Source organism: Spirosoma profusum, assembly GCF_014699005.1.
GTDB lineage: Bacteria > Bacteroidota > Bacteroidia > Cytophagales > Spirosomataceae > Spirosoma > Spirosoma profusum.
Map to the genome: position 1 here is coordinate 114,455 of NZ_JACWZY010000013.1, position 25,037 is coordinate 139,491.

18 protein-coding genes are annotated in these 25,037 nt (G+C 49.5%); 12 read left to right on the top strand and 6 right to left on the bottom strand.

Annotated features, from left to right (window positions below; all coding sequences use genetic code 11):
- Position 1 precedes the first annotated feature (1 nt).
- From IC229_RS16485 to IC229_RS16505, 5 genes are all read right to left on the bottom strand, one after another.
- A complete protein-coding gene (locus IC229_RS16485; protein ID WP_190888100.1) occupies positions 2-1,075 on the bottom strand; it encodes a plastocyanin/azurin family copper-binding protein in 1,074 nt (357 codons plus the stop codon).
- Positions 1,076-1,102: 27 nt separating this feature from the next.
- Complete coding sequence (gene meaB / locus IC229_RS16490) at positions 1,103-2,092, bottom strand: methylmalonyl Co-A mutase-associated GTPase MeaB (RefSeq protein ID WP_190888101.1); 990 nt, start codon at positions 2,090-2,092, stop codon at positions 1,103-1,105.
- A 158-nt stretch (positions 2,093-2,250) separates the two neighbouring features.
- Positions 2,251-2,940 (bottom strand): 2-C-methyl-D-erythritol 4-phosphate cytidylyltransferase, encoded by a 690-nt coding sequence (locus tag IC229_RS16495; protein WP_190888102.1) that lies wholly within the window; start codon positions 2,938-2,940, stop codon positions 2,251-2,253.
- 120 nt (positions 2,941-3,060) lie between these two features.
- The gene (gene queA / locus IC229_RS16500; protein ID WP_190888103.1) at positions 3,061-4,104 is read right to left on the bottom strand and encodes a tRNA preQ1(34) S-adenosylmethionine ribosyltransferase-isomerase QueA; all 1,044 of its coding nucleotides are present in this window, start codon (positions 4,102-4,104) and stop codon (positions 3,061-3,063) included.
- A 111-nt stretch (positions 4,105-4,215) separates the two neighbouring features.
- Complete coding sequence (locus IC229_RS16505; protein WP_190888104.1) at positions 4,216-4,578, bottom strand: hypothetical protein; 363 nt, start codon at positions 4,576-4,578, stop codon at positions 4,216-4,218.
- A 126-nt stretch (positions 4,579-4,704) separates the two neighbouring features.
- Here IC229_RS16505 and IC229_RS16510 point away from each other — a divergent pair, with 126 nt between their 5' ends.
- Positions 4,705-5,691, top strand: coding sequence for a gluconolaconase (locus IC229_RS16510; RefSeq protein WP_190888105.1), 987 nt, complete (start codon positions 4,705-4,707; stop codon positions 5,689-5,691).
- Between the two features lie 142 nt (positions 5,692-5,833).
- On the top strand, positions 5,834-6,808 hold the full coding sequence (locus IC229_RS16515) for an SMP-30/gluconolactonase/LRE family protein (RefSeq protein ID WP_190888106.1): 975 nt from the start codon (positions 5,834-5,836) through the stop codon (positions 6,806-6,808).
- An 89-nt stretch (positions 6,809-6,897) separates the two neighbouring features.
- Here the strand turns inward: IC229_RS16515 and IC229_RS16520 are convergent, their stop codons facing one another.
- On the bottom strand, positions 6,898-7,539 hold the full coding sequence (locus tag IC229_RS16520) for a 3-keto-disaccharide hydrolase (RefSeq protein WP_190888107.1): 642 nt from the start codon (positions 7,537-7,539) through the stop codon (positions 6,898-6,900).
- A gap of 372 nt (positions 7,540-7,911) precedes the next feature.
- On the opposite strand from IC229_RS16520, the gene IC229_RS16525 reads away from it, so the two are divergent.
- The 10 genes from IC229_RS16525 (at position 7,912) to IC229_RS16570 (ending at position 25,027) form a co-directional block, all read left to right on the top strand.
- On the top strand, positions 7,912-8,778 hold the full coding sequence (locus tag IC229_RS16525) for a PE-PGRS family protein (RefSeq protein WP_190888108.1): 867 nt from the start codon (positions 7,912-7,914) through the stop codon (positions 8,776-8,778).
- Between the two features lie 84 nt (positions 8,779-8,862).
- Complete coding sequence (locus IC229_RS16530; protein ID WP_190888109.1) at positions 8,863-10,035, top strand: cation:proton antiporter domain-containing protein; 1,173 nt, start codon at positions 8,863-8,865, stop codon at positions 10,033-10,035.
- A gap of 211 nt (positions 10,036-10,246) precedes the next feature.
- Complete coding sequence (locus IC229_RS16535; protein WP_190888110.1) at positions 10,247-10,948, top strand: RNA polymerase sigma-70 factor; 702 nt, start codon at positions 10,247-10,249, stop codon at positions 10,946-10,948.
- On the top strand, positions 10,945-11,949 hold the full coding sequence (locus tag IC229_RS16540) for a FecR family protein (RefSeq protein WP_190888111.1): 1,005 nt from the start codon (positions 10,945-10,947) through the stop codon (positions 11,947-11,949). Before IC229_RS16535 ends, IC229_RS16540 begins: the two co-directional genes overlap by 4 nt.
- Positions 11,950-11,985: 36 nt before the next feature.
- On the top strand, positions 11,986-15,471 hold the full coding sequence (locus IC229_RS16545) for a SusC/RagA family TonB-linked outer membrane protein (protein ID WP_223834026.1): 3,486 nt from the start codon (positions 11,986-11,988) through the stop codon (positions 15,469-15,471).
- 36 nt (positions 15,472-15,507) lie between these two features.
- Positions 15,508-16,971 (top strand): RagB/SusD family nutrient uptake outer membrane protein, encoded by a 1,464-nt coding sequence (locus tag IC229_RS16550; protein ID WP_190888112.1) that lies wholly within the window; start codon positions 15,508-15,510, stop codon positions 16,969-16,971.
- A gap of 125 nt (positions 16,972-17,096) precedes the next feature.
- Positions 17,097-18,761 carry an arylsulfatase gene (locus IC229_RS16555; RefSeq protein WP_190888113.1) on the top strand — a complete coding sequence of 555 codons (1,665 nt, stop codon included), beginning with the start codon at positions 17,097-17,099 and terminating at the stop codon, positions 18,759-18,761.
- Between the two features lie 18 nt (positions 18,762-18,779).
- A complete protein-coding gene (locus IC229_RS16560; protein ID WP_190888114.1) occupies positions 18,780-20,492 on the top strand; it encodes an arylsulfatase in 1,713 nt (570 codons plus the stop codon).
- Between the two features lie 194 nt (positions 20,493-20,686).
- Entirely contained in the window at positions 20,687-22,639 is a 1,953-nt protein-coding gene (locus IC229_RS16565) for a glycoside hydrolase family 2 protein (protein ID WP_223834027.1), read from the top strand.
- Positions 22,640-22,759: 120 nt separating this feature from the next.
- Positions 22,760-25,027, top strand: coding sequence for an NADP-dependent malic enzyme (locus tag IC229_RS16570; protein WP_190888115.1), 2,268 nt, complete (start codon positions 22,760-22,762; stop codon positions 25,025-25,027).
- Positions 25,028-25,037 lie beyond the last annotated feature (10 nt).

The following is a 25,037-nucleotide window of genomic DNA, read 5'->3' on the forward strand; positions in this document are numbered from 1 at the left end:
GTTATTTCGTTTCGATGGTTAGCGTAAATTGTCTGGTTCCGGCTGGCAAACGTAGCACTCCATTTTCAAAGCGGCCAACCGATGATTTTAACTCGATTCCGGGTTGTGCATCAGCCAGAAACGTTACGTCCTGTTTTGATGGAGTTAGCGTAAATGCCCGAATAAGGCCGCGCTTAGTGGGTAATGGTTTGATTAGTTCGCGAAAATCGACGCCATTTACAACGTAGTGAAATTCAGGATACCGATTCACTAGCCGATACCCTTTAAAATGGGGCTGTGGCTCACCGTTACCTATGCGCCACGGAAAACGGCCCTTATCGCGATAATAAATCTCGCCAACCACCTTCGTCAGCCGCTGGCCTTTGCCATCCCATTGCTCAGTATTGTCGACAAAACCACCCGACCAGGCGTAACGCAATCGACACTGGCCGGCATCAAACACGTACGACTGACCACCATCAGGACCGGGAAGCCCCACCGCAATTGCCGCCGGACCGCAATCGGGCATAAACGTGCGATAAACAGCCGGAAGTTTCATTGTATACGGATGCCCGGAGGTCGTTGCCCGGTGATTCGCATGTGCCGTCTCTGCTGTTCGATTTGGGTTTGGTATGTTCATATCCTCAGCAACGGGAGGCAGGCGCTTAGGCTCGTTGGTGGCGTAGATAATACCATACATCAGCGAACCATGTCCTGGATATGTGCAAACAAAAGGGTACGATCCCTCAGGCAACGTAACATGCAGTGAGTCAGTATTGCCGGGTTCAACGCTCACGGTATGCGCAAGTACTTCATCCATTACTGGAACGTGGTGTTGAGCTGGGCCTTTGTCGCCCAGAGCCAGCGCAAATTCAACGACCCGAAATCGTGAATTTGGGCGCGTTACAACCAGATTATGCGCCATATCGTCTTTGTTCTGAAGAACGAGTTTCAGACGGGTATTGGGCTTGATAATTACTCTGGTCTGATTGAATTTCAGGCCACCTATGGCTGAAAGTGTAATGGTTGTATCGCGCTGGGCACGTACCGTTTGCACAGCCATGAAAAAGGTCAATAACCCTAAAAGTTTATGCATACGTACAAAAGCAAAAAAACGCTAACTCTAACGCGAATGGAGATTACTTCGTAGCAGTTTCTGCACGGCAGGAGCGGGCAATAACGTACCACTACGTATCTGTGCCTCTAATGCAAGGAGTTGCTGATGCAAATTTGGTTCCTCATAAAATTGTCGTTCCAAGCCCTGACGTAGCAAAGATCGAAACCAGGTCAATTGCTGCTCCTGCCGACGTAGCACCCGGCTGCCATTCTGCGTAGTAAGCTGTTGATACGTCTGAACCGTTTGCCAAACGTCAATAATACCAACATTTGTAAGGGCTGAGCAGGTAAGCACGGGCGGAATCCAACCCGAATCGGTTGGCGGAAAAAGGTGCAATGCATTTTGGTACTCAACACGTGCGCGGGTAGCCGCTGATACGTTCTCGCCGTCAGCTTTCGTTATCGCCAGCGCATCAGCCAGTTCCATAATGCCGCGTTTCATGCCTTGTAATTCGTCACCAGCGCCCGCCAGCATCAGCAACAGAAAAAAATCGACCATCCCATGCACCACCGTCTCCGATTGCCCAACACCAACGGTTTCAACAAGTATTACGTCGAATCCGGCGGCTTCACAAAGGAGCATGGTCTCGCGAGTACGGTGCGCCACACCCCCCAGCGAATCGCCCGCCGGAGACGGTCGTATATAGGCACTACTATTCATCGACAGCGTTTCCATACGGGTTTTATCACCCAACAAACTCCCCCCCGATCGTTGGCTGGTTGGATCAATGGTCAGTACAGCCAGTTTGTTTCCCAACGTGGTCAGATACGTACCAAAGGCTTCAATAAACGTACTTTTTCCTACGCCCGGTACACCCGTAATGCCGATACGTATCGAATTTCCCGTTTTAGGTAAAAGAGCTTCCAATACGTTCTGAGCCAGTTCCTGATCATCCACCCGACGACTTTCAATCAACGTAATGGCCCGACTCAGCCGAAGCCGGTCGCCATCGAGAATGCCGTTGATGTAGTAATCGGGAGGGAAGCGGGTTGGCATCTGAATTGCACCGGCAACCCGGCGGGATTTAGCAGATTTTTGGATTTACACGATTTTGTTTTTCGCTTTTTCGACGCATTTATTCTGAAATTGAGGAAGCAAAATCGTGTAAATCCTCAAATCAGTTAAATCCAGGTTCAGACAATCCTATTAATCCATCAATCCGCTAAATCCAGGTTCAGACGAAGATCATCAGGAGTCGTAATCTTGATATTTTCATACGCTCCGTCAATCAACGTAATCGAAAAACCGGCATATTCCATAACACTGGCGCAGTCGGTGAAAAAGGACTGCTCTTCAACCTGGAATGCCTGCCGAAACAGGTTTAGCTGAAACGTCTGTGGAGTCTGCACCAAACGATACATACTTCGGTCAACAGCCTGACTGGTTCCATCACCAGCGACAATACGTACTGAATCTTTTACCGGAACGCACGTAACAGCTGAACCAGTATGAGCGGCCGTCTCAAAACCATTTCGAATAATATCGGCCGTAACAAACGGCCGAACGCCATCGTGTACAGCCACCAAACCATCCGATGCCGAAATTGCCGCCAACCCGTTACGTACCGATTGGAACCGACTGGCTCCTCCGGTCACTATTGGGATTTCTGTGTGAAAATGGTGTTCCTCGCAAAGTTTTTTCCACTGTGCTATTTCCCGGCCGGGCAAAACCAATCGTATTTGAGACGCGGATACTACGTCCAGAAACCGTTCGAGCGTGTGTTGAAGAATGGGTTTATTTCCCAGTTTCAAAAACTGTTTTGGTACGTCGGATTTCATTCGGCTACCACTTCCACCAGCCACAATGATGGCAAAAGAAGTCGCCGGTCGATAGTCGTGAGTCATTAGATTGCGGAATAGTACATAAAAAAAGGGGTCAATCGACCCCTCAAAAATAAAGTATCTAAGTTATAAACCCGCCATCAGTTAACATTCACTAACGACTATTGACTGATGACTTTCGACTTACAAAATCAACATCGCGTCGCCATAGCTGAAGAAACGATACTTCTCCTTGATAGCCACCTCGTAGGCATGTTTGATAAGGTCGTGACCGCCAAAAGCGCTGGTCATCATAATCAGAATCGACTCGGGCAGGTGCAGGTTGGTGAGCAGTGCATTCGCGATTTTGAAATCGTAGGGCGGGAAAATAAACTTATCCGTCCAGCCTTCAACAGGTTTCAGCCGACTGTTGGCCGATACCGATGATTCGATAGCTTTCAATGACGTAGTACCGACGGCGCAAACTTTTCTGCCAGCATCGAGTGCGGTGTTTACCGTTTGAGCGGCATCTTCAGGAATGCGGTAATTTTCGGAATCAGTTTTGTGCTTGGTCAAATCTTCAACGTCAACCTGACGGAAGGTGCCAAGTCCTACGTGCAACGTAATGGGCGCAAAGTGTATGCCTTTGATTTCCATACGTTTCATCATGGCGCGGGTGAAGTGCAGACCAGCCGTTGGAGCGGCAACCGCGCCAATATGCTGCGCGAAAACGGTCTGGTAATCATCACGGTCAGCGGTTTCGGCTTCCCGGTTTATTTCGCGTGGAATCGGCATTTCGCCCAGTTCGTCAACAGCTTTCATGAATTCTTCATGATTGCCATCGAACAGGAATCGAATAGTGCGGCCACGCGACGTAGTGTTATCGATGACTTCGGCAACCAGATCGCTGTCGCCGAAATACAGTTTATTTCCAACGCGAATTTTGCGGGCAGGATCAACCAGTACGTCCCAAAGTTTCATTTCCCGGTTTAGTTCGCGCAGAAGGAAGACCTCGATTTTGGCACCTGTTTTTTCTTTATTGCCGTATAATCGCGCCGGAAAAACTTTGGTATTGTTGATAACCATTACGTCGCCATCGTCGAAATAACTTAGCATATCCGAAAACTTCTTATGCTCTATGGTTTTGGTTTTCCGGTCAACAACCATCAACCGCGATTCACCCCGCTCTACCGGGTACTTGGCAATAAGACTGTCGGGTAAATCAAATTTGAATTCGGATAACTTCATGGGGTATCAATACGATAAAGAACGCTTTTTTGTAAAGGCCGCAAAGATAGTCAAAAACCCGGAAAATTTGACATCTTCCGGGTGATTTCCTTGCAAATTTCCGAGAAATAATTAGTGCGTAGTTTCGTGATGGTCAATCGGTTGAACCGCGCCATCGGTATTTACGTGTGCACGATCGCTAACGTTAAACTTCGCCATCAGTTCGGGCGACACTTCGTTGGAATACGTTCCCTGTGGCGAAACGAATACGCCTTTCATGCCGTTTGAGGCCGTGATAGCATATAGCGTCATTTCGTCACCAGGGTCGGAAGTGCCTTCGAACCGGTGAAATTCATCGACGTTGAAATCCTCGCCTTTCAGCTTAGTTTCGGTGCTTTTCTCTTCCAGATAATCTTTCTTGGGGCCAAACTCATGGGTATATCCACGACCACGCAGGTCTTCCATGGCTTCGGTCAGGGTGGTGAAATGTTTCATAACGGTATAAAATTCGTCTGTTCATTAAACTCAAAAGCGAACAGATAGTTTTTAATGCATCAGTCCGAACGTATCAGGCCGATTTACGCCTTTCTTTGCATCTGTTTTTCGTCTGCTTTTATCGCCATGAACCGTTTCCTTACTAGTCCAGCCCAGCTTGTTCTACTCGGTTTGCTCGTTACGTCATGTAACACTGCCGACCCGGATTTCAGTGCGCCAACGATTCTCGAACGTATTACGTTCTCTGCCAGCCGCCAATACCCTGAGGGCATTACGTTTTCGAGCCGTCTTGATAAGTTCCTGGTCAGTTCCATTACACAGGGCAAAGTCGGCACTGTTGATCAGAATGGTCGGTATGAAGATTTTATAAAAGATGACCCTATGCTGATCAGTGCTATTGGCATGAAGATTTGGGGTAATCAATTGTACGTCTGCAATGGCGATCAGGGCGTTTCGGTGAAGAGTACGGACAAAACGGCCCTTAAAACAGCGGGGTTATTTATTTATGATTTAACTACGGGGCAAAACATACGGCATATCGATTTGGCCGCTTTGGTACCAGGCGTCAATCATTTTGCCAATGATCTGGCTTTCGATCCCGAGGGCAACGCCTACGTAACAGATTCATTTGCGCCCATCATTTACAAAGTGCCTGCCGACGCGAATCAACTGGCTTTTAAATTCGTGGAATCACCCCTGTTTACGGGCACCGGCGTTAATTTGAACGGCATTGTTTATCACCCCGAAAAATTTCTGATTGTATCGAAAGCCAATGAAGGCAAACTCTTTAAAATCGATTTAGCGACCAGCACCATCACCGAAATCACCGGCGTAAACCTGCCCAGTGGAGATGGTATGCTGCTGTTCAACAATGATTTATACGTAGTGAATAATCGGAAACGAGTGACCCAATTACGTAGCACCGATAGCTGGAAAACCGCTACCATTGTTAAAAGTGATTCACTAGGCTACGACCAGGCTACGACCAACGTACTAGTGGGCGACCAGATTTACACGCTCAACGCGCGCATTGGCGAAGTGAGCGCAGCCGTAGCAGCCAAAAATCCGGCCCAATTGCAAGCCAGCGAGTATAGTATTCAGCAGTTTAAATAGCGTGGGGCATAAGGCTAAGGGCAGGGGGTAAGCGCTACTTCCCCTGCCCCTATACCCTCTGCCATAGATTAAAAACAAATTAAAGGAACAGGCTGTTTAATTACCTCTGAATCAGTCATTGTTTCAACTTCCCTCAATGTTTATGAAAACACGCTACGTTTCCTGTCTGCTGGGAGGCTTTGCTGCCTTATGCCTGACTGCCTGCGAAGACCACCGGCTCAGCCCAAATGCTTCATTTCCCGACCGTATTGAGTTCATTGCTCAACGGCAGTACCCCGAAGGGATCGCTTACTCCGCCCAATTGGACCGCTTTATTATTACGTCTCTCACGCAGGGAAAAATTGGTACAGTGGACATCAACGGAAACTACGCCGATTTGATAACTCCTCCCGAACTGATTGCTGGTGTTGGTGTAAAGGTAGCTGACGGACGTATCTTCGTTTGCAACGGCGATCAGGGCGTATCGAGTAAAAGCTCACCAGCTACCACGAGAAGAACAGCCGAATTGTTGGTGTTCAATATCAACAGCCGTCAATTAGAGCGACGTACCGATCTCGATGATTTGCTGCCGGGGGTTAATCATTTTGCCAACGATTTGGCCATTCAGCCCGACGGAACGGTGTACGTAACAGATTCCTTTGCGCCGGTCATTTATAGAGTAACGTCGAGCGGGCAGGCTAGTATTCTGGTCAACGATCCGCGCTTTGCCAGTGCTACGTTCGGCCTGAACGGCATTGTGTATCACTCCAATGGTTACCTGATTGTGGCGAATACAGGCGCAGGAAAGCTGTATAAAGTGGATTTGCAGAACAATAATGCAATTTCAGAAGTAGGTGGCCTGCCCAGCCTGCCCGGCGATGGTCTAACGCTGTTAAACGGCGATTTATACGTAGTGACGGGCAGTGGGAGTAGAGTCGCGCAGGTACGTAGCACGGACAACTGGCAGACGGCCTCCATCGTAAAATTCGACACCGATGGCTATTCGCAGGCTACTACCAACGTAGTGGTTAATGCCCGAGTTTTCACGTTGAATGCCCGCATCGGTGAAATCAGCGCGGCTATGGGGAATCCAGCCCTGTTGCAATCGAATAATTATAGTATTATGAAGTTTAGATAAAGCGCGAAAGAATGAAAGCGTGAAAGAGCGAAAAACAGCTTGCGTCTGCTTTTCGCTCTTTCACGCTTTCATTCTTTCGCGCTTTAAAACTAGTCCGGCAACACTTTCAGCATAATGTCTTTGTAGAACACTTTGCTTTTGGGGTCGTGGCCTTGTAAAGCAACTGTGCCGTGGCTTAATTTCTTGGGTTTGCTGGAATTGCTGATACTGTCAGGCTCCATATAGTCGTTGATAACCTTGTCATTGACTTTGATAATCACCTTTTTGCCCTGCACAATGATGTGTTCGGTATACCACTCATCATCTTTCACAAACGTTTCTTTTACGTCCTGTAAACCGTATACGCTGCCGGTTTTGCGCCAGTCGGTATGCGTCTGATTTACCTGAATCTCATAGCCTTTAGAAGGCCAGCCGGAAGCTTGATACGCTGTATGGATAAACATGCCCGAGTTAGAACCTGGCATCGTTTTCACCTGCGCTTTCCATTCGAAATTCTTGAAATCGTGATTCCCTACCGGACCGTCATAGAACAGGTGCGCACGTGGGCCGTTCACCACAATGGCTCCATCCTGAATGGCAAATGTACCCGGACTTTCCTCGGTGATCTTCCAGCCGGTAAACGTCTTGCCGTCGAATAGGCTGACCCACCCATCGGCGGGCAGATGAGTAGTAAAGCTGAGGCAAAGGCCGAGCAGAAGCGAAATAGATAAAACAAACAAAGGGGTTTTCATAAATAGGAGAAAATTAGTTTTGGCAATTATTCGGTTTCAAAAGCTAATACGTAGTAAAGCATCAACTTATTAAAAACTAACCAACGCTACGTTCAACCGTCAACGTAGCGAGTTGCGGACGTAGTAACTGATTAGTATAAAATGCGAGATCTGAGAGACCAGTATGTTACTTTTGTTACGTAGTGCTCCAATTAAAGTGCTTCTAAAACTGATAAAATCTGCTACGTTTAGGCATTGGTCATTCTGTGGTTTCCTGCCTGAGTAAAATCTAATGCACAGAAAATCGCCGATTAATAGCTTTCTTCCAAAGCTATCCATCATTATATGCCTATCAATTCGTTACTTTGACAACTGAATCAACTGGAATTGTAAATGCGTTATTTTGTTTTGCTGGTTTATGGTCTGGTACTGGCCTCATGTAAGCTAACGAATGTTGGGGTTAATTCGGTGGAGTTTGCGGACCCCACAGTTACCGCCGTTGCTGCTGGTTCGGTTGATGAAGCGTCGGGGATGGCCGATAGCTGGAGTATGCCAGGAAATCTCTGGATTAATCAGGATAGTGGTAGTCCGGCTGAATTGTCACTGCTGGGGCATGACGGTAAGGTAAAGGGTACGATTAAGATCCCAAGATTCGATAACCGCGACTGGGAAGAAATGGCCATTGGGCCGGGGCCGAAAGACGGTACGAACTACATCTATATTGGCGAAATCGGCGATAACCTGGGGCAGAATGTGCTCTGTCAGATTTACCGCATGTCTGAACCTGCTACGTTGCAAACCGCCATCACCGACGCCGAGCGGATTAACTTTAAGTACCCGGATGGCGCTCGCGATGCCGAAGCCATGTTTGTTGATCCACAGACGAAAGACATTTATATTATCTCGAAACGGGAGGAGAACGTGCATCTCTACAGCCTTCCTTATCCACAGAATATCAACGAAGTAGCCACCGCCACGGCCTGGGGAGAAATACCTATGACTTTTGTAACGGGAGCCGCTATTTCGCCCGATGGGAGTGAAATTATAGTGCGTTCCTACACCGAAATCAGATACTGGAAACGCGAAGCTGGCCAATCCGTTGCCGATGCCCTGCAAAAAGGCACTAGCCGCCTTTTGCCGTATCGGGTCGAGCCGCAGGGCGAAGCCGTTTGTTTCGACAAAGACGGAAAAGGCTATTTTACCATTAGTGAGCGCGCTAATGCCTCGTCGACAAATCTGTATTATTATGCTAAAAAATAGTCGTTAGTCATTAGTCGTCTGTCAATAATATAGCTCTATCGACTGACGACTAATGACTAACGACTGAATACACCGACAAACTCCATGGATTCCTCCATTCTGATTATTATTCTCAGTTTGTCGGTATTGATTTCGTACGCGTTCGACCTGTTCAGCAGTCGCTTCAGAACCCCGTCGGTGTTGTTATTGCTGCTGATGGGGATGCTCACCCGGCAGGCAACCGACTATTTTGGTGTTCAACTTCCCTATATCAACGCCATTTTACCCATTCTCGGCACCCTCGGACTGATTTTGATTGTGCTGGAAGGGGGCCTCGATCTTGAACTCCACGGCGACCGATTAAGCCTGATTCGACGCTCGTTGATGGCGTCGCTGCTCTCGATGATGGGTGGTACGTTGATTATGGCGACCATGCTGTATCTGCTCCTGAATGATTCGTTCTACCATTGCCTGGTTGCCGCACTTCCCTTTTCCATCATCAGCAGTACAGTAACCGTGCAGAGCATTTCCAACCTGTCAGATAATCAGAAAGACTTTGCCATTTATGAATCGGCGTTTGCCAGTATTCTGGGTATTATGGCGTATAATTTTCTGCTACTGAGCCGCGAATCAATTTTTGGGGCCGTACTGTCGTTTACCCGCGATACGTTGGTAATGGCGCTGATTTCGCTGGCTTGCTGCTTTTTATTGCTTTATCTGATTAGCCGCATCAACCACCGCATCAAATTTCTGCCCATTATTTCAGTGCTGTTTCTGGTGTATGCACTGGCCGAAATAAACCACCTGTCGTCGCTGCTATTAATTCTGATTTTTGGCCTGTTTCTGAACAATACCGAATTATTTATCCGGGGCCGATTGAGTGAGATTCTGAAGAACGATTTGTTCGAGAAGGAACTTGATCAACTCAAAAACCTGACTGCCGAAGGCGCGTTTGTGGTTCGTACGTTCTTTTTTCTGATACTGGGCTATGCCGCCGTGCCCAGCGATTTAATCAATACGGACGCCCTGATTGTCAGCGCCTTATTTATCATGGTTATTCTGGCCTGGCGATGGGTAACGCTCCGGCTAACGTATCGGGGGACGGCCGGGGCTTTGCTTTGGCTGGCTCCACGGGGCTTGGTAACTATTCTGCTTTACCTCAATATCCCCGAAGACCTGCGCCTGTTGGGTTTTCGGGAGGGGATTCCCGTGCTGGTCGTTGTGCTATCGTCCATCGTCGTAATTGCGGGCGTCAGGGGCGATGGAACAATGAAATGACGTGAATAATGCGATTAACTAATTCATTCACAGTTTATTGCTTACGCTTGGGGCTTCGACAGTATTCCCGTTAAAATAAAAGCGAGCAATGTAAGCTAACACTGGTTCGGATTGACGAGCGATTGAAATAATCAAAAAAATCTGCGAATTGACTAAGGGATAAAGCGGGTTCTTCGGACTTAGTAATAAACACACTTGTTTGTGTCTGCCGATGGCCGAGAATTTACCCCAAAAACCTGACCCTGCCAACCCCTTCCGAAAACAGGTAAGCGAACCACTCGTGGTCGATACCGAATTTCTGATTCGGCAGGCTTTCGTTGAAGATGCCCGACACGGGTACGAACTGCTGTTCCGACGATATTACCGAAACTTATGCAGTCAGGCGGTGCGGTTTGTGCATTCGCGCACCGTTGCCGAAGATCTGGTCAGCGAAGTGTTTTTCAGCTTCTGGAAAAATCACGTTCACCTGCACATTACCACTACGTATCAGGCATATCTGTATGCGGCTGTACGCAAACGGGCTTACACCCATCTGCGGCAGGAATTTCGTCAGGAGCCCATTCTCGCCGAAACCGAAACGGAACAATTCGATGCCGACGTAGCACTCGACCCGGAACAACTACTTCAGTATACCGAGCTTGCTCAACGTATTGAAGAAACGGTACGTGCCTTGCCGCCACAGTGCCAGCGTGTGTTTGTGATGAGTCGGTTTGAAGGTAAAAAGCATCGCGAAATCGCTGAAGAACTTCAGATTTCGCCAAAAACCATAGAAGCCCATTTGAGTCGGGCACTTTCGCAACTTCGTCAGACCCTCCATCTGGGGCTATTCTGCTGGTTGGTGATACTGGCTTCTGGTCAACCTTTCACCCCGCCGAGCTTTCCGGTTCCGGCGCATCAAATCGTTATGAAATGAAATCGACAAATATAAAAGATACGCTGTTTGAGCACTTTGCGGGTCGCTCGACAGCCCTTCAGCGGACGATGATTGCCGACTGGCTGCGGGAACCTGCCAATCAGACGCAGTACGTTGCCTGGCTCGATGAATGGGAACAGCAGCACCTGCAATATCTGGCAGACGAAGACACTGCCTTCCAAAACCTTAACAATCGAATCGATACCTGGGAAGATGCCCAGCACCACGTAACGGAAACCCAACAGCCCACTATTATTCGACCATTGTTTGCGCAACCACGCTGGCTGGTAGCGGCTGCTGTACTGCTGTGTTTGCTCGGCGGTTTATATGCCAGCCGAACGTATTGGCTTTACCAGACCATCGAAACCGCCTACGGCGAAACCCGCCCGTTGACGTTATCGGATGGCTCACACGTAACGCTCAATGCGCATTCGACGCTACGTGTGCCGCGCTTTGGTTTCGGCCAAAAGAGCCGGACCGTCTGGCTGACTGGGGAAGCTGCTTTCACGGTTCAGCATACTGCAACAAACCAGCGTTTTGTGGTGCATACCAATCGCGGTGTCGACGTAGTGGTGCTAGGTACCGAATTCAACGTATCAGACCGGCCGGGTGGCACCAAAGTGGTGTTGAGTAAGGGTGCTATCCAGCTTAATTATACTGGTAAAACCAGAGCCGTTCGCCAACTCCGCCTGAAACCGGGCGATGCGGTGAGTGTGGACCCGTCAGGTCAGTTGCGGCAAAGTCATACGACGCAGCCTGAAATAAGCACGGTCTGGCGCGAACACCGGTTTGTCTTTAATCACACTACGGTTCGGGAAATTGCCGAACTCCTGCGCGATACGTATAACCTGCGCGTAGTGCTGAAAAACAAGGAGTTAGCTACACGAACCGTGACGGGTTCTTTCGAGGCCCGTAATGCCGATGAATTTCTTCAGGTAGTGGCTGAACTGCTGGAAATCAATTATAAGCAGAAAGATAATACCGTCACTTTTTTCGAATAACCCGCTCACTCTCGAACATTTTCTCTCGTTACGTATATGCTCTTACGCTTACATGCTACTACGTTGCCTGTTTTGCTCGCTGGCGCGTTGCTGGGCGGACTCCACCCCGCCAGCAGCCAGACATTGGCCATGGTTCGGCAACAGAACCGTACAACACTTCCGGCCATTACTACTCGCCGGCTGATCGACGTACTGAACGACCTCAAATCGCGATACCAAACCGATATTTTGTTTGAAGACCGAACCATCGCTAATCTGACCGTTCCGGCCGATGTGTTGACGGGCAGTACGTCGCTGGAAAATGCGCTGAGTCGGGTGCTGAGGCCGTTTAGTCTGCGTTATAAGCAGGTGAAAACGGGCACGTGGGTTGTTCTGAATAAGAAACCAGCGCACACTACCGACGATGCTAAATTGCCAGCAACGCAACCCACTGAGCAGCGCTTGCCCGATAATAACAGGCTCGATACGGGCTTAACTTCTCAATCTACTACGTCGGTAACCCCTGTTCCAGTCGATATTCCAGTAACTGGAACTGTAACTGCCTCAGATAATGGAGCGACATTGCCTGGAGTAAGCGTCGTTGTGAAAGGTACAAATCGCGGTACAACGACAGATGCCAACGGTCGTTATCAACTCAGTATTCCTGAACCGGCAGCCGGTGCATCAACATTAGTACTGGTTTTTTCCTATGTGGGCTACGTAGGGCAGGAAGTGGGGATAAATAATCGTTCTGAAATCAATGTTCAATTGGTAGAAAATAACCAGTCGCTGAACGAAGTGGTGGTTGTGGGCTATGGTACCGTTCGTAAAAGCGATCTCACAGGTTCTGTTACGTCGCTCAAAGCACAGGATTTAACGCGGGGCACGAATGTGAACCTGCAACAGACGTTACAGGGGCGGTCGCCGGGGGTACAGATTTATCAGAAAAGTGGCGAACCGGGCGCGACGATGAGCGTTCAGATTCGTGGTATTACGTCGATTACCGGCAACAATGACCCACTCTATGTAGTGGATGGATTGCCCGTGAATGATGGAACGGCGATTGGTTCAGCCAGCGCGGGCGGAACGACCAACAATCCAAATAATCGCACACCATTGAACAGTTTGAATCCGGCTGATATTGAGTCGATTGAGATTTTGAAAGATGCGTCGGCATCGGCTATTTACGGGTCGCGGGGCGCAAATGGGGTGGTCATAATCACTACGAAAAAAGGAAAAGATGGCAAACTGAAAGTGGAATACAATGGTACGTATGGTGTTCAGAAAGTGGCTCATACGCAACGGTTTATGACGGGCGAAGAATACACGAAAGCCATCAACGAAATCATCGATCTCGGAAAACTGACTACCCCCAAAGTGACGGATACCAACGCCAATACCGATTGGCAGAGTTTGTTGCTACGTGATGCGCCGATTCAGTCGCACGACCTGTCGTTTAGTGGGGCAGGGGGCAATACGAAATACTACATGTCGGTGGGCTACTTCAATCAGGATGGGATTATGCTGAAATCCGGCACGCGTCGGTACAACGCCCGCGTGAACGTAGAGAACGGTGTCGCTTCGAAGTACAACGTAGGGATTAGCCTGACAACTGCCTACACGCGAGACTATTACAACGCTACCGGCGTAGGTCTGAACGACAACGCCAGTGCGCTCTACATGGCTCAGAACTACGACCCTACTGCACCGCCGTACAATGCCGATGGGTCGTTTTACCGCTCTCCGCTGATGGCGCCGATGGACAATCCGCTGGCTGTGATCAATGGTCAGTACGGCATGGGCGATACGTATCGGACATTTGGCAATGTGTATGCCGAGTATTTTCTAATCCCCTCGTTATCAGCCAAAGTTCGGGTGGGCGTCGATTTGAATGATAATCAACGGTATTTCTGGATTGATCCCACTACGTTGACGGGATTGTCGTACAACGGATACGCCGATGTACGCGATGGGAAACGTGGCTATTATCTGGCTGAAGGTACACTGAACTACAATAAAGAGTTTAAAAATCACCGGATTTCGGCGGTGATTGGTTCGACGTATGAACGCTACACATCCAGCTCGCTGGTTGCTAATTCCCGTTCGTTCGCGCTACCTGATTTGACGTTCGATGCGCTGGGAACAGGCGACAATACGTTAAATGGCGTGAGCAGTGGTCGGCAGGAGAATAAACTGGTGTCATTTCTGGGAAGGGTCAATTATGCGTTTCTGGGCAAATATCTGATTACGGCGTCGATGCGGGCGGATGGTTCGGCTCGTTTCGGCCCAAACAAGCGGTTTGGCTATTTCCCCTCGGCGGCAGTGGCCTGGCGGATTCACGACGAGGATTTTCTGAAAAATAATCGGGTAATCAGTGAGTTGAAATTGCGGGCTAGCTACGGAGTAACAGGGAACCAGCCAACGGCCAATTACCTCTATTTCTCAACGTATTCAGCCGGACGTAACGCAGTATTTAATGGAAACAAAGTCAGTTCATTACAACCCTCACGTAGCGCCAACCCGGATTTACAGTGGGAGTCGGCGGTACAGGCTGATATTGGTGTGGATTTTGGCTTTTTCAACGGCCGGCTAACAGGTAGTCTGGATTATTACAATCGTAAAACATCCAATCTACTTTATGATATTCCACAGCCAGCCAGTACGGGTTTTGGAAGTCGCACGGAGAACGTCGGCAGTATGCGAAATACGGGGTTAGAATTTGCGCTGAAAGGCGTCGTTGTCGACAATAAAGATTTTCGTGTCGATGCCGGTTTCAACATCACTACGTTGAAAAACCAGGTGCTGAGTCTGGGTAATGTGAGTCAGTCGATTGGCTCTGGCCCGGGCAGTATCGGGCAGGTTAGCATTCTGAAACCGGGCGAATCCATCGGTTCATTCTACGGCTACCTGGTCGATGGGGTTTGGCAAACGGGTGATGATTTCGGGCAGGCGCAGAGTGGCGTTCGTCCCGGCGACCTGAAATACCGCGATCTGGACGGCAACAAAATCATTAACGCCAGTGACCGGGTCATACTTGGTAAATCGCTGCCAGATTTTTACTACGGGTTCAACACCAGCGTATCCTATAAGTGGCTTATTCTGGACGTGTTTTTCGAAGGTTCTGGCGGGGCTAAAATGCTGAACAGTAGTCTGGTCGATTCGTATTATCCGGTCGATTACCGACGTAACAAACTGGCCGTTCCCTACCTGAATCGCTGGACACCGACGAACCCGACCAATGATTACCCTTCGTTCCTGCCGAACGACGTACAAGGGCAACGTCAGGTGACGAACAAAACGGTGGAAGATGCTTCCTATTTGCGGCTTCAGTCCATTCGCCTGTCGTATAAATTGCCGCTGCCTGCCAATCGCTACGTTAGCGGGACGTCAGTCTTCGTCAATGGGCAGAACCTCGCTACGTTCACGAAGTATTCAGGTGCTGATCCGGCGGCCAATGCGCTCGGCGACAACATTTTACGTATCGACTATAATACCTACCCGCTCACCCGCACGTTTACCGCTGGTCTGAACTTACAGTTCTGAACGTATCGAAATCGTCGGGCATAACCTTATTTATTCATGAAAAAAATCGTCAATTATATTCTCCTTTCCGGTCGCTTGCTGGCGCTCTCGTCCTGCGAAGAAGCGTTGCAGGTAACCCCAAAATCTGAGTTTTCGCCGGGGAACGTACTGACTTCCGAAAGCGGTATCAAATCGCTGCTGTTTTCGGCCTACGCGCAGGAGCAAACCCAGTCGAACTCACGCTACGTGATCAATGATTCCGAGGTTTGTACCGACATGGGATTCAACACCGGCGGAGCCGAAAACGGGCAGCTCATTACGTTGATCAACTTCACCTGGGACCCGTCGCTAGGTACGTTCAATGACGATATGTGGGGACCGAATTACCGGTCCATTCGCGACGCCAACGGGGTAATCGAAAACATCGCCAACGTTACTACGTCCGACGCGAATAAAAAACTATATCGGGCTGAAGCACGGGCACTTCGGGCGCAGGCATACGCCAATTTGTATAACTTTTTTGGTACTGTTCCGCTACGTACCTCGACGACGCAACCCGCCGATCTGGCCCGTGCGACAGACGATGCGATGAAAACGTTTGTCGAAATGGAACTCACGCAGGCCATTCCCGATTTGCCCGACCCCGGGAAAGAAGAAGCGTATGGCCGATTGAACAAGGGCAACGCGAATGGTATTCTGGCCAAATTTTACCTGAATACCAAGCAGTGGCAGAAAGCGGCCGACGCTGCCAAAGCCGTGATGGATTTCAACTATTATTCACTAAATCCAAATTTTGTAAATCTGTTCCGGATTGAAAATGAGGGTACTAGCAACAAAGAAATGATGCTGGTGTTGCAGTGCCGCACCGAAGACCCATTTGGCAACTGGTATCAGGCAGGCGCATTGCCACCTTCGTACAAAAGCAGTCCGCAGTTTCCGAACTACACCTACAGATCGACCATGTCGAACTTCGCGACCCAGTATCGGCTACGTACCGCGTTCACCAGCTCGTATGCGGCTGCTGATAAACGACTTCAACTGATCTGCACCAGCTACGTCAACAGTAGCGATCAGGTAGTGGATTTATCGACCGGTGATAACGCCCGTAGTTTTAAGTATTGGGACAACAATACGGTTGGAAACAACAGCGGAACCGACGTGCCGGTACTACGTTACGCTGATATACTCTTAACCCGCGCCGAAGCCCTTAACGAACTTAATGGCCCTAGCACAGAAGCCTTTACATTGATCAATCAGGTACGTACACGAGCAGGCATCCCCAACCTGACCGCAACTGACACACCCACGAAAGAAGCGTTCCGTACGGCTATTTTCCGGGAGCGGGGCTGGGAGTTTGTCGCGGAAGGCAAACGTCGGGAAGATTTGATACGTCAGGGAACATTTATTTCACTGGCGCTGGCTCGCGGCATCACCAACGCCAAACCTGAGCGGGCTTTGTTTCCGATTCCACAAGTTGAAATCGATGCGAACAAGCTTTGCACGCAGAATCCGGGCTACTAAGGAAATGAATAATGGTCAATGAGATACCATAATTTGTAGAAATCCGTAATGAACAACTGGTAGTATCCGGCTTATTGCATTATTCATTCTACATTGTTCATTATTCATTTCCCGCAGTATTCATTATGAAAACACTGGTTGTTCTTTTTGGGAGTCTGTTGGTGTGTCTGATGGTACAGGCGCAGCCGAAAACGAAGCCAAACGTGGCCCAACCGAACGCGGCCAGACCGAACGCGGCCAGACCGAATATCGTCCTGATTATGGCCGATGATATGGGCTATTCGGATTTGGGTTGTTACGGTTCGGAAATTCCAACTCCTAACCTCGACAAACTGGCCAGACAAGGGGTTCGGTTTACCCAGTTTTACAATACGGCTCGGTGCTGCCCAACCCGCGCCAGTTTGATGACCGGTTTGTTTCAGCATCAGGCGGGTATCGGTCACATGACCAAAGAGCCAGCCAACCGCATCGATTACGATTATGGCGTATATGGGTATCGGGGCGAAATCAACCGGAACTGTGTTACGTTGGCCGAAGTGCTCAAATCGGCTGGCTATCATACCTACATGGCCGGCAAATGGCATCTGGGTCATGCCACCCCCGACTTGCGCCCCCGCCAGCGAGGTTTCGACCGATTCTATGGCTTATTAGCTGGGGCCAGCAGTTATCTAGACCCCATTCAGCTGCGCGGTATCTGGATCGATGATGCGCCAGTTGAGCGCGTAACGCAACCCTTTTACACGACTGATGCCTTCACCGATAATGCCGTTACGTACCTGACCGAGCAAAAAGACAAAGATCCATTTTTCCTGTATCTGGCTTTTACGTCGCCACACTGGCCGCTGCATGCGCTGGAAAAAGACATTGCGCAATTTCGGGGAAAATACCGGCAAGGGTGGGACTCGTTACGTGAACAGCGATTTCGCAAACAGGTAAAGGAGGGAATCGTATCAGAAAAATGGGGCTTATCGGCACGGCCGGAAATTTACCCCGCCTGGGCTGGTCAGGACACGGCGAAGCAGCGCGACATGGATTATCGGATGGCAGTCTATGCCGCTCAAATTTCGCGCATGGATCAGAACATCGGCAAACTGGTCGACTACCTGAAAAAGTCTGGCAAACTGGATAATACGTTGCTGGTGTTTCTTTCCGACAATGGCGCCTGTCAGGAAGGGGGTATTTTAGGAGGAGGACAACCGACAGATATCAATGATCCGGCCAAAGGAGGAACCATTTCCTACGGAGCTGTATGGGCGAATGCATCGAATACGCCGTTAAAAGGATTTAAGCATGTTTCCTATGAAGGCGGTATTGCTACGCCGTTGATCATTCATTATCCGAAAGGAATGACGGGTCAGAAAGGCCGGATTTCAAACGCACCGGGCTACCTGATCGACATCATGCCTACGTTCATTGAAGCCAGTGGTGCTACGTATCCAGCCGAAGCAAAAGGACAGAAAATTCATCCATTGGAAGGGAAAAGTCTACTACCAGTGCTCACGAAGGGAACCCGCCAACAGCACGAATACATGTATTGGGAGCACGAAAACATGCGTGCCATTCGAACCGGTAACTGGAAAGCTGTCGGTGTAATTGGCAAACCTTGGGAACTCTACAATCTGGAAATCGACCGAACTGAGCAGCACAACGTAGCGGGCGAACATTCTGAGCTACTTAAAAAACTTGACGAGCAATGGAATACGTGGGCCAATTCGCACTACGTATTCCCAAAAGGCAACATGAAAGCCGATTTCTCGAAAGAGTGGAATTTCTTTAAAACAACCGATTGATTACGAATACGTAATGTTATGAAAAAGGTATTTTTTGCTTCTGTTTGCTCCGTAGTTGCCTTAGCCGTATTTCTGATTTTCAGTGGGCTTGGCTCAAAAGATACGACTGTTACGTCGCTGAACGCGGCCCGACCGAATATCATTCTCATCATGGCTGATGATTTGGGCTATTCGGATTTAGGTTGTTACGGGGGCGAAATTCATACGCCGAACATTGATTATCTGGCTAATAATGGCATCCGATATACCCAGTTTTACAATACATCGCGCTGCTGTCCAACGCGGGCCAGTTTGTTGACGGGCTTATATAATCATCAGGCGGGTATTGGTAAAATGACCGATCTGGAAGACCAGCCGGGTTATCAGGGACATCTAACCGAAAACACCGTTACGTTGGCCGAAGTCCTAAAAACGGCAGGTTATAATACGGCTATGTCGGGGAAGTGGCACGTATCGAACACAACGGTTCAGAAAGATCCGAAAGAACAACTGGCCTGGTTGAATCACCAGAAGGATTACGGCGATTTTGCTCCAATTGACCAATATCCAACCAATCGCGGATTTGATAAGTATTTCGGAAATATTTGGGGCGTAGTGGATTTCTTTGACCCGTTCAGTCTGGTCAGTGGCGCCAAACCCATTACGAACGTACCGAAAAACTACTACCATACCGACGCCATTAACGATACGGCGGTGGCGTATATCAAATCGTATGCAAAATCGTCGGCTCCATTCTTTCTGTACGTAGCAGAAACGGCCCCCCACTGGCCGCTGCATGCGTTACCGGAAGACATTGCGAAATACAAAGACACCTACAAAGGGGGCTGGGATGCCATCCGACAGGCGCGTTATCAGAAAATGGTGAAAATGGGCCTGATCGACCCGGCCAAAACGAAACTTTCCGAGCGCTTCAAATCGGAGCAAAGCTGGGAGTCTAATCCCGATAAAGATTGGGATGCGCACGCGATGGCCGTCCATGCTGCCATGATCGACCGGATGGATCAGGGCATTGGACGTATCATTAAAACGCTACGTGAATCAGGTCAGCTTGATAATACGTTGATTCTCTTTCTCTCTGACAACGGTGCCAGCTCCGAAAACTGTGCCGCCTACGGACCCGGTTTCGACCGACCCAGCGAAACACGTGATGGACGTAGCATTAAGTATGACGTAAAAAAAGAAGTGATGCCCGGGCCTCAAACGACCTATTCATCCATTGGGCAACGCTGGGCGAACGTAGCAAATACGCCGTATATGTTCTGGAAAGCTGAGTCATACGAAGGTGGAGTACATACGCCACTGGTCGCTTTCTGGCCAGCCGGCATCAGGGCAAAAAAAGGTAGCTACAGTGCGCAGGTAGGTCACGTCATGGATTTCATGCGCACCTTCATCGACGTAGCGGGTGCTACGTATCCTGCTACATTCAAAGGCCACACCATTACGCCTACACCTGGCGTCAGTCTGATGTCTTCGTTTCAGGGAAAACAGATCGCGGGTCATGAAACGCTATTCAATGAGCATTTTGGCGCTCGTTACGCCCGTTCCGGCGGCTGGAAACTGGTATCGGCCAGTCGTGATACTACGTGGCAACTGTTTAACCTCGCCAACGATAAATCCGAAACAAAGGACGTAGCCGCCCAAAATTCCGACAAAGTGCGGCAATTGACCGATCTCTGGAGACAATGGGCTAGCGCGCATCAGGTATTTCCGAAACCGGGGAAGAAAAAGTAGAGTAGGGGAATTACAAATCAGTAAACGGCGCTACGTATTCACTTACTATTCCCTAGTAGACTGTTTTTTGTCATGCTGAGGAACGAAGCATCTTAACGTACCCTAATTGGCTCGTTCAGGAACGTTAAGATGCTTCGTTCCTCAGCATGACAAAAACGCTATACAATAATTTTCAGAACCGAAACTTCAGATCCATGACGCTTACTTTTCGAACTTCCTTTCTTACTACGTTACTACTATGGGCAGTCGTAATCAACAGTTTAGCACAAACTGCCGCTACATCTGTAACGGCTTCTGCGCCACGTACTGCCGCTATTATGAGCCGTTGGGAGAAGCAGATTACGCCTGAAAATGCCTGGCGCGAATACCCACGTCCGCAAATGGTACGTCAGCAATGGCAGAACCTCAACGGCATGTGGGAATACGCCATTACGTCCCGAACGGCGCCCATGCCGACGAGTTTTTCGGGCCAGATTCTGGTGCCCTTTGCTGTAGAATCGACACTATCCAAAGTGACGAAATCGCTTATGCCCGACCAGCGGCTCTGGTATCGCCGGAACGTAACAATTCCACGCGACTGGAACGGTCAACGAGTTTTGCTCCATTTCGGAGCCGTCGATTACGAATGTAGTTTGTGGGTCAATGGCGGACTGGTTGGGTCGCATACGGGCGGCTCCGACGCGTTCACATTCGACGTAACGGATTATCTGAAAGACGGTCAGAATCAACTGGTTCTGGGAGTAACAGACCCAACCTCAACCGGTGAACAACCGCGTGGAAAACAGTTGCTTAGTCCAAGAGGTATCTGGTACACACCCGTTTCGGGCATCTGGCAGACGGTCTGGATGGAACCCGTTCCAAAACCGCGTTATATTGAAGAAGTACGCATAACACCGCAGGTTGATTCGGGTCGTATCAAAGTAGAAGTGTTACTCGATCAATCGGTTACGGACCCAACAATGGCGATTCGGATAACGGCGCTGGATGGCAATCAAACTATTTCGACGGCACTGGTACGTTCGGGGCGGGTGGCGTATCTGAACGTAGCGAACCGCAACGGCGGACCGCCCAAATTATGGACGCCCGACAGCCCGTTTCTGTATAACATACGTACCGAACTGGTCACGGTGAAAGATCCCTTCGAAGGTACGCCCAATAATCGTCGTCCCCGACGTAACGACGCCGAGCAAACTGCTTATGCGAGCGCAACCGTAAACGGTAACCCGCTCGACGTAGTGACAGGTTATTTCGCCATGCGTAAAATCGTAATTGGTCCGGGGCCAGTAGCAAATCAGCCGGTGTTGCTGCTGAATAACAAATTTGTGTTTCAGAACGGCCCACTCGATCAGGGCTGGTGGCCGGCCGGTTTGCTGACTCCACCATCGGAGGAAGCGATGGCGTTTGAGATTGATTTCCTGAAGAAATCGGGTTTCAACATGCTACGTAAGCACATCAAAATTGAACCCGAACGCTACTATTACCTCTGCGATAAACTCGGAATTATGGTCTGGCAGGACATGCCGTCGGGTTTTCTGGAAGGGCAGAACGAAAATCCGGGCGATCAGGCGGAACCGATACGTCGGTCGAAGGGGAAAGAGCAGTTTGAACTTGAATTGCGCCGGATGATGAACCAGCTACACAATCACCCGAGCATCGTTACGTGGGTGGTGCATAACGAAGGCTGGGGCCAATACGAAAACAAACGTCTGGCGGACTGGGTCAAAGGCATGGACCCTAGTCGCGTCATAAACGGTGTCAGCGGCTGGAACGACCGAAACTCTGGTGATTTCTACGACATTCATACCTACGAGGAAGAACCTCGCCCTGCCGCTGCCAAGTCGGATCGGGTTATTGTGATTGGTGAATTTGGGGGAATTGGCTGGCCGGTTCAGGGCCATCTCTGGAATCCTGAAATGCGAAACTGGGGTTACCAGACGTATCAATCGGCAGAGGAAGTGCTGAAAGCTTACCAGAAAAAATACGCCAAAATTGTGGAGTATTATCAAACAAATGCCCTTTCGGCAGCAGTTTATACACAGACAACCGACGTAGAAGGAGAGGTCAACGGTCTGCTCACCTACGACCGCGAAGTGGTCAAAATTCCCGTCGAAACGCTACGTCAGATTCACGCGCCGTTATTTAAATGAGCGAAAGAGTGAATGAGCGTAAGAGCGAATATTTTGCGCCATCTATTCGCTCTTACGCTCATTCACTCTTTCGCTCATTTAAACTTTCGTACCTTCGCGCTGCCATCATCAACTACGTTTATGCAGCAGACCATCCGGCGCGAAGATGCTCTCGATTACCACGCTAAGGGGCGTCCGGGTAAACTCGAAGTCATTCCCAGTAAAGAATATAATACCCAGCGCGACCTCTCGCTGGCGTACTCACCGGGGGTAGCCGAACCCTGTCTAGCTATCGAAGCCAATCCCGACGATGCTTTCAAATACACCACCAAAGGCAATCTGGTAGCCGTTATCAGCAACGGGACTGCCGTGCTCGGTCTGGGTGATATTGGAGCCGTTGCGAGCAAGCCAGTCATGGAGGGAAAGGGGCTGCTGTTCAAGATTTACGCCGACATCGACGTATTTGATATTGAGTTGAATACGAAAAATATCGACGAGTTTGTCCGTACCGTGAAGATCATGGAGCCGACTTTCGGGGGCGTGAACCTCGAAGATATTAAAGCGCCCGAATGTTTCGAGATTGAGGAACGACTCAAGCACGAGATGAACATTCCGGTGATGCACGACGATCAGCACGGAACGGCCATCGTGAGTGGAGCAGCTTTGCTGAACGCGCTTGAACTGGTTGGTAAACAGATCGATAAGGTAACGTTTGTAATTCTGGGAGCTGGTGCTGCGGCCATTTCATGCGCCCGTCAATACGTAGCACTTGGTGCGAAACGGGAGAACATGGTGATGTTCGACGTAAACGGCCCCCTTACCGCCGACCGTATTGATTTGAGTGAAATTACCCGACCTTTTGCGACGACACGTAACATCCGGTCGTTGGCCGATGCCTTCGATGGAGCCGACGTATTTGTAGGTTTGTCGAAGGGAAACATTGTGAGTCAGGCGCTTATCAAATCAATGGCGAAGGATGCCATTGTGTTTGCGATGGCGAATCCAAATCCCGAAATCAGCTACGACGATGCGATGGCCGCCCGCCCCGACATTATCATGGCGACGGGCCGTTCCGATTATCCAAACCAAGTCAATAACGTACTGGGTTTTCCGTACATTTTCCGGGGCGCGCTGGACGTTCGGGCCACCGAAATCAACGAAGCCATGAAGCTGGCCGCTACGTATGCGCTGGCTGAACTGGCGAAAAAACCGGTTCCTGATCTGGTCAATCTGGCTTATGGTGAATCGAATATGCTTTTCGGACGGACCTACATTTTGCCCAAACCCGTAGATCCGCGATTACTATCGAGCGTAGCGCCCGCCGTAGCGAAAGCGGCCATTGAGTCGGGTATGGCGCGACTGCCTATTACCGACTGGGATGCCTACGAGCAGCAATTGGCCCGACGTATTGGTCAGGACAACCAGATTTCGCGGGTAATTCTGACTAAAGCGAAGGCAAGTCCCAAACGAGTCGTCTTTGCTGATGCCGAAAACCTGAAGGTACTGAAAGCAGCACAACAGGTTCGTGATGAAGGAATTGCGCAGCCAATTCTTTTGGGCGAAGTTGCTAAAATTCAAGAGCTTATTCGCGAGAATAGCCTCGATTTGGGCAACGTACCAATTCTCGATCCACGCTCGCCGGAACAGGAAGCTTTAGTGCAACGTTTTGGCGACGTTTATTTTGAGAAACGGAAACGTAAGGGCGTCAATCTGGCCGAATCGCGTAAACTCATGAACGTCCGCAACTATTTCGGCGCGATGATGGTCGAAACAGGTGAAGCGGATGCCCTTATTTCGGGTCTGACACGTAGCTATCCTGATACCATTCGGCCAGCTTTGCAGATTATCGGGAAGGAACAGGGTGTGCAGAAAGTGGCGGGTATGTACATTCTGCTTACCAAACGCGGCCCGTTATTCTTCTCCGATACGACGGTCAATTTTAATCCGACCGCCGAAGAAATCGTAGAAATTACCGAGTTAACGGCGCGTACCGTAGAGCGATTCAACATCAAACCACGTATCGCGCTCGTTACGTATTCAAATTTTGGCAGTGCACAGGGCGAAGACGCTGGCAAAATGAATCGTGCCGTTGAAATCCTGCATCGGAAACATCCTGATATGATTGTGGATGGCGAAATTCAGGCTCATCTTGCGTTCAATACAGAGTTATTGCAGCAAAATCACCCGTTCAGTAAACTGGTCGATGAAGGAGCCAATACGCTTATTTTCCCCAATTTGTCGGCGGCAAATATTGCCTATAACTTAATGAGTGAGGCAGCTGGATTCGACGCCATCGGGCCTATTCTGCTCGGTATTCGCAAACCGGTGTACGTTCTCCAGCTCGGTTCATCCGAACGCGAAATTGTCAACATGGTCGCCATTGCGGTGGTCGAAGCGCAGGGAAAATAATATAAGTTAT